General features: G+C 56.0%; 4 protein-coding genes. 3 read left to right on the top strand and 1 reads right to left on the bottom strand.

Annotated features, from left to right (window positions below):
• Positions 1-508 precede the first annotated feature (508 nt).
• Positions 509-868: an HIT family protein gene (locus GX466_04775; protein ID NLH93516.1), complete on the bottom strand. Its 360-nt coding sequence runs from the start codon at positions 866-868 to the stop codon at positions 509-511.
• 194 nt (positions 869-1062) lie between these two features.
• Here GX466_04775 and GX466_04780 point away from each other — a divergent pair, with 194 nt between their 5' ends.
• The 3 genes from GX466_04780 to GX466_04790 all read left to right on the top strand — a co-directional run bounded on the left by GX466_04780 (position 1063) and on the right by GX466_04790 (position 4098).
• Positions 1063-2505, top strand: coding sequence for a TldD/PmbA family protein (locus GX466_04780; protein ID NLH93517.1), 1443 nt, complete (start codon positions 1063-1065; stop codon positions 2503-2505).
• On the top strand, positions 2502-3782 hold the full coding sequence (locus GX466_04785; GenBank protein NLH93518.1) for a TldD/PmbA family protein: 1281 nt from the start codon (positions 2502-2504) through the stop codon (positions 3780-3782). Before GX466_04780 ends, GX466_04785 begins: the two co-directional genes overlap by 4 nt.
• 139 nt (positions 3783-3921) lie before the next feature.
• Positions 3922-4098, top strand: a complete 177-nt coding sequence (locus GX466_04790) for a cytochrome C551 (GenBank protein NLH93519.1) — start codon at positions 3922-3924, stop codon at positions 4096-4098.
• The last annotated feature ends 465 nt before the right edge of the window (positions 4099-4563 follow it).

Consider the following 4563-nt stretch of genomic DNA (forward strand, 5'->3'; position numbering starts at 1 on the left):
TCAGGCCCGGGTCAGAGGAGGTTCACGGAAATGGGGTCCCAAACCCGCTCTGCTAAAGGGCTAAAATCGAGGCTCTTGAAATGACCTCCCTCGCCGGGAGGGGTTGAGACGATGTAACCAGTTCGAAAACTCTCTTACTCCGTCTTGAAATGACCTCCCTCGCCGGGAGGGGTTGAGACAGGATTGGACGCGGAGAATCCGGATTCCGGGACCCGCGTCCGGCATATTTCCCTGTAAAACAGGGCATCCTCGAATTACGCGAATAAAAGAGAGTTTCACACAGATTTCACGGATTTCGCAGATGAATAAATCCGTGAATTTGTCTTTGCCGCCCTCCGGGCTCACCTGCCCGATTTGAAAAAGAGCCGATCAAAACAATGCGCTTGCCCGTCTGGCCTTGTATAGACCATGAATAACGGGGAATGTCAGACGCCCTCAAACAGCCAGAGGAGCAATGGGTTGGTTTTTATCCCAACATTTCGGGCTCAATATATCGGTGGATTCAGGGTTACAGGACTTCCCCCAGCGAGGCCACCAGCCTGCGGAAATTCTTCCTGTCGCCGGTGTAGCGCGGGATCAGATGCAGGTGGAAATGGAACACGCTCTGTCCGGCGGCGGCGCCGCAATTCATCAGCAGCTTAAATCCGTCGGGATGGTGTTCCTGCTCCAGAAACCCGCGCAGCTTAAGGCTGAGACCGTGCAGGGAAGCGGCTTCGGCGGCGCTAAGCTCAAAGAAATCGCGAGCGTGGCGGCGCGAAACGATGAGGCAATGTCCTGGCGAGATGGGGCGAATGTCGCGGATGGCGACAAAATGTTCGTTTTCCAGCAGGACCTGTTCGGGTTTGATGGCGCAGAAGGGGCATTCCATATCGCGTGTGTCCTTGTTAACCGTAATGTTTTCAGCCGGTTGGCCGACCGGGATAGCTTGGCGGAGGCGGGCCGTTCTGTCAAAGGAAAAATCCGGCTTGACAGGCGGGGGCGGGGATTTTATACTGGATTGGAAGGCAGGTTGCACAGTCTGAAGGCGGCACAACCAAGCCAAAATCCAAATTGGGAGGATTGATGAAGTATCTCGATCTGGCCATGAACGCGGCGGAGCGGCTCGGCGCTGAATATGCCGACATCCGCGTTCAGAAGACCACCGATGTGGTGATCTATCTGCAGAACCTGAGCCTTAAAAACACGTCCAACGAAGTTCTTTACGGCTACGGGATCCGCTTTTTCAGGGATGGGGCCTGGGGCTTCGCCCATTCCAACGTTTTCAGCGATGAGGCTGTTTTGAAGACGGTGAGCCGCGCCGCGGAAATCGCCGCCCTCTCAGCCTCGGTGAACAAGGACAAGAAGCTGCGCCTGGCCCCGGAACGCAGCTATATCGCCAAATACGAGACCCCGGTGAAGATCGATCCCCGCGACGTGCCGATGAAGGAAAAGGTGGAGCTGATGCTGGAGGTGAACCGCACCATGCTGGCCTTTGAAGGCGTGAAACGCGCGATGTTCTATCTGGTGATGCACAGGGATGATAAGTTCTTTGGCTCCACCCTGGGCACCCGCCTGGAGCTGAACACGCAGTGGATAACGCCAATGATAACCGCCACGGCGGTTTACGAAGGCGACAGCCAGAGCCGCAGCTTCAACGAAGGCGGCAAAGCCACCGGCTGGGAATGGATCGAAAGCCTGAACCTGACGGAAAAAGCGAAGCAGATCGCCGAAGAGGCCCTGATCAAGGTGAAAGCCGAACCTTTGGGCCCGGAAGCGCGGCGCACGCTGATCCTGGACCCCGTCCACCTGGGCCTTACCATGCACGAAAGCGTGGGACACGCCACAGAACTGGACCGCGTTTTGGGTTGGGAAGCTGACTATGCCGGAATCTCCTTTGCCACTCCGGAAAAGCTGAAAAACTACCGCTACGGCAGCGAGATCGTAAATTTCGTGGGCGACAACACCCTCAACGAAGGGCTGGCCACGCTTGGATTTGACGACGACGGCGTCCCCGGCCAGAAATGGCACATCATCAAAGACGGCATCCTGAACGAATATGGCAGCACCCGCGACACCGCGATGGAAATAGGTTTGGAGTATTCCCGCGGCTGCAACCGCGCCACTTATTATTCTGATCAGCCCATCAACCGCATCCCCAACCTCTATCTGCTGCCCGGCACCAGGGAACTCAGCCCGGCCGAGCTGATCGCCGATACCGAGGACGGAATTTACATCCAGGGCCAGGGCAGCTTTTCCATCGACCAGCACCGGGTCAATTTTCAGTTCGGCGGCGATTTCTTCTGGGAAATCAAGAACGGCAAGCTGTTCCGTCCTGTCAAGAAAGTGATTTACAAATCCTGCAACCCGGAATTCTGGAACAGTTGTGACGCCATCTGCGACGAACGCTACTGGCGGCCTTTCGGAGTTATCAACTGCGGCAAGGGCCAGCCCAGCCAGTCGGCGCGCATGACGCACGGCGCCGCGACCGCCAGATTCCGTAACATCCGCGTGGGAGGTTCACAATGAACAAGCAGTTCGAACAAATCGAAAAATACATCCGCAGCCACTGCCAGGCTGACGATTACAGCCTCAGCATCAGCGCCAGCGACAACCACCAGACCCGCTTCGCCCAGAACGGCATCACCCAGCACATCGCCGGCCCCAGGCTGGACATTACTCTGGAGGTCGCCTTCGGCCAGCGGACAGGTTCCTGCAGCGTGAACCAGGACGATGAGGCCACGCTTGCCTATCTGGTTAAAACCGCTGAAGACATCGCCAAGCTCAACCGCCCCGACCCGGAATACCTGCCCAGCACGGGCGCGCAAACGCTTCCGGATGTGAACAACAGCGATCCCTCCACGCGTGAACTGGAGCCGGCAGAGATGGTGGAAATCGTGCAGCAGGCCATCGACAAGGCCAAAGCCTACGGAGCCACGGTTTCCGGAATGACCGAGAAACACGTCTATGAATACTGCCTCTTCACCAAAAACGGCTTTGCGGGCAGCGATTCCTTAACCCAATTCGGCCATTCCATGACCCTCAAAAAGGAAAACGTGGAAACCAAGGTTTCCCACGAGGCCAAGGATTTTGCCTCGTTTTCGCTGGAACAGGAGTTCGGGCGTCTGCTTTCCCAGGCGGAAAGCCTGCTCACGATGAAAGATTTCGATGCCTGCAAAATCCCGGTTATCCTGCGCCCCGGCGCGATCGGCGAGTTGCTGCTCTACATGGGCTGGATGATGAACCGGCGCCAGAGCGATGAGGGTTTCACCCCTTACACCGGCCAACTGGGGCAGCCTTTCTTCGGGGAAAAATTCTCGCTGCGCTCAACCCTGAAGGAGCCCCGGCTCTACGCCCGTCCCTTTGACCATGAAGGCATCGTCAGCAGGGAAATAAGCTGGGTGGAGAACGGAATCCTGCAAAACATGCCCACGAACCGGCACTGGGCCAAAGAAAAGAACGCCCAGCCGCAAATGCTCTTCAACTATTTCGTCCCCGGCGGCAAAGCCAGCGAGGAAGAGATGATGAAGCTGGTGCCGAGGGGCCTGATCATCAACCGCTTCTGGTATATCCGCACCGTGGATGCCAAAGCGGGGGAATTCACGGGAATGACCCGCGACGGAGTGCTCTACTTCGAGGACGGGAAGGTGAAAAACGCCGTGAACAACCTGCGCTTCAACGAAATCCCGCACGACGCCACGCGACGCATCCTGGCCCTGGGCAAGCAGGAACTGCCATTCCTTTACGCCTACATCCCCACCATGCTGATCAACAACTTCAACTTTGTGGACAAAACCACTTTCTGAAAAATAAAGATTGACAGAATGCAGACCCTGAAGATTTTACGCATCAAACAGGGATTAACATTCCATGAGCCTATTCCTTTTGTTCTGGGAGAGCCTCAAACCCGAATGTCAGACGTCCCGAACAAAAAGGAGAAAGCCCATGCCAGACAAGACATTGGTTTGTAAAGATTGCTCGAACGAATTCGTGTTCACCGAAGGCGAACAGGAATTTTACAAGGAAAAGGGTTTGGCCAACGAGCCCCAGCGCTGCCCGGAATGCCGCAAGGCCAAAAAGCAGATGTACAACCGCAACAGATTTCAGCGCGACCCCCATTGAGTTAAGCTGATTCCAAGCATAAAACGCCGTCCTTCATGGGCGGCGATTTTTTTGCGGAAAAGAAGGCTCCCTTTCAAGCCGGGTGGATAAAACCCGGCGTTTCCAACCCGGACGGCGGCAGTAATCAAGCCCCGCTGAACAGCGAATCGATGCTGATTGGCCGTTAAGGCCTTTTCCTGTGTCCCGGATGTGCCTCCCGCACAATAGCCGCACTTGATGCGAGGATTATACGCGGTGCGTGGGAGGGGGATGGAAACGGGCGTTCAGGGCCTGGCCGGCAGGACACTGGCAGGACTTTGCTGTGGGTAAGTATTTATGGCTCTTCACCTTGTTATTAGCCTTAACAACATATATACCCGTCCACAAAATTCCACGTCATTCCGGGCTTGCCCCGGAATCCAGAAACAACCACCACCCAGCCCTAAATCCACGTCATTCCGGGCTTGACCCGGAATCCAGTGTACA

The organism is Candidatus Cloacimonadota bacterium (assembly GCA_012516855.1).
Taxonomy (GTDB): domain Bacteria; phylum Cloacimonadota; class Cloacimonadia; order Cloacimonadales; family Cloacimonadaceae; genus Syntrophosphaera.

Excerpts from the sequence above, each read along its gene's own strand:
- GX466_04775 (NLH93516.1), bottom strand. The coding sequence starts at position 868 with ATGGAATGCCCCTTCTGCGCCATCAAACCCGAACAGGTCCTGCTGGAA.
- GX466_04780 (NLH93517.1), top strand. The coding sequence starts at position 1,063 with ATGAAGTATCTCGATCTGGCCATGAACGCGGCGGAGCGGCTCGGCGCT.
- GX466_04785 (NLH93518.1), top strand. The coding sequence starts at position 2,502 with ATGAACAAGCAGTTCGAACAAATCGAAAAATACATCCGCAGCCACTGC.
- GX466_04790 (NLH93519.1), top strand. The coding sequence starts at position 3,922 with ATGCCAGACAAGACATTGGTTTGTAAAGATTGCTCGAACGAATTCGTG.